Genomic DNA, 1817 nt, shown 5'->3' on the forward strand with positions numbered 1-1817 from the left:
CCTAGCGCGCGGGCGTCTCGGGCGCCGCCGCGGCCCCCCCCCCCCCCGCGGCCGCCCCCCCACGCCTCATCTCGCAGGCCGGAGCCTGGCCTGCGATACGTAGCGAATTCGCTTGGGCGCCAGCGAGTATCCGGTACGAGCTGTGAGGGCAACGGCGCGCAGCGCTGCGGCATCGGCCGGACGTGGCCGGATTCCGAACAGCTCGACCGCACGGGGATGCTGCATCGCGCGTGCTGCGCCCGCGGGTAGGTGCCGTGCCGGAACAGGAACACCTCGGGATGCAACGCGTGATAGCGCTGCCCCCGGTCGTCGACGCCCTTCACGTGCTCGTGGGCGAAGCGGATCACCGAATCCGCCGGCCGCCCGGCGTAGGCCAGGTAGATCATCTGCGAGACGCTGCGCTTCTTGTGCAGCCACAGGCGGTTGGGCGCGTGCTCGAGCAGCGCGGGCGCGATGACCGGGTGCAGCACCTGCAGGCCGACTGCCCGCGGCAGCGTCAACAGGAATCGCCGATCGCCGAGGTGGCGCCGCAAGAGCGGACCCGCTCGCAGGCTCGATGCCGTTGGTCGCCGAGATGGTGAGAGTCTGATTGAGATAATCTCTCACTCTCTCGGAGGTCCGCCATGTCTCAGCCTGCCGCGACATCGCACCCGCAGAACCCCACCGACGACGACCCTGCACGCAGGCGTCGCTACCTCACCGGGGCCGGTGCGATCCTGGGCGGACCGGCCAATGTGGTCATGCAGCTGAGCCTGCTGCCGGTCGGCCGGGGCGTGGTGGAGAGCACGGTGGAATCCGGTAGCTACGCAACGAATCCCGGCAAACGCGGCCGGACCACGCTGACCTATCTCGCGGTCGCGATGCTCGGCACCGACGAGGACAGGGCGGCCTTCAAGGAAGCGGTCGGGACCTCGCATCGACAGGTGCGCAACCGGCCCGGCGGCCCGGTGAAATACAACGCGTTCGACCCGAGGCTGCAGCTGTGGGTAGCCGCCTGCATCTACCGCGGCACCCTCGATTCGCTCCAGTTCCTGTTCGGTGAACTGGACGAGACGTTCGCCGACGAGCTGTACCGGGACTCGGCGCGATTCGGCACGGCGCTGCAGGTACCGGCCGAGATGTGGCCCGCCGACCGCGCCGCCTTCGCCCGCTACTGGGATTCGATGCTCGGCGAGCTGTCCCTCGACGACGAGGTTCGCGGCTACCTGCTCGAGCACATCGTGGATCTCGGACCCCAGCCCTGGCTCATCCGCATCACCGGGCGGCGGATCAACCGGTTCTTCGTCACGGGATACCTCCCGCAGCAGTTCCGCGACAGCCTCGGGCTGGCCTGGAGCCCACGTCGGCAGCGGGTGTTCGAGCTGGTCATGCGCGGTATCGGCCGGGTGCTCGCGGTGCTGCCCGCCGACTGGCGTGCGCAGCCGTTCCCGCGGCTGCTCACCGATATGCGGGCGCGCAGGGCGAAGGGTAAGTCGCTCGTCTAGGTCGTCGGCCGAGGTAGGTGTAACACTTAGTAGCGCCAACTCTTGTGTGGTACCGCAAGTACCACTAAACTGGGTGGAGCACCGTACTGAGGAGACATCGATGACGCTGTCCACTGCCGCCAAGCGTCCGGGGGAACCCGGATACCACGAGATCCTGCGGAACCTGTCCGAAGGGTCCGTGACCAAACACTTCGATCCGTACGTCGACATCGACTGGGATTCGCCGGAATTCGCCGTTCATTCCGACGATCCGCGCTGGATCATGCCCGACGAGGACCCGCTGGGCCGCCACCCCTGGTACAAGGCGCAGCCGGTCGACAAGCAGATCGCCAT

The 1817-nt window shown here is 68.1% G+C and carries 3 protein-coding genes; 2 read left to right on the forward strand and 1 reads right to left on the reverse strand.

Translation table 11 applies throughout. The annotated features are described in order from the left end of the window. Positions 1-533, reverse strand: a 533-nt coding sequence (locus ACFWPJ_RS30505; RefSeq protein ID WP_378856626.1) for an oxygenase MpaB family protein, incomplete at its 3' end; no start/stop codon positions are given. A 90-nt stretch (positions 534-623) separates the two neighbouring features. On the opposite strand from ACFWPJ_RS30505, the gene ACFWPJ_RS30510 reads away from it, so the two are divergent. Then, positions 624-1484 (forward strand): oxygenase MpaB family protein, encoded by an 861-nt coding sequence (locus ACFWPJ_RS30510; RefSeq protein ID WP_378856628.1) that lies wholly within the window; start codon positions 624-626, stop codon positions 1482-1484. Between the two features lie 100 nt (positions 1485-1584). Next, a partial coding sequence (locus ACFWPJ_RS30515; protein ID WP_378856630.1) for a diiron oxygenase occupies positions 1585-1817 on the forward strand: 233 nt, incomplete at its 3' end.

Source organism: Nocardia sp. NPDC058497, assembly GCF_042720195.1.
GTDB lineage: Bacteria > Actinomycetota > Actinomycetes > Mycobacteriales > Mycobacteriaceae > Nocardia.

Excerpts from the sequence above, each read along its gene's own strand:
- ACFWPJ_RS30510 (WP_378856628.1), top strand. The coding sequence starts at position 624 with ATGTCTCAGCCTGCCGCGACATCGCACCCGCAGAACCCCACCGACGAC.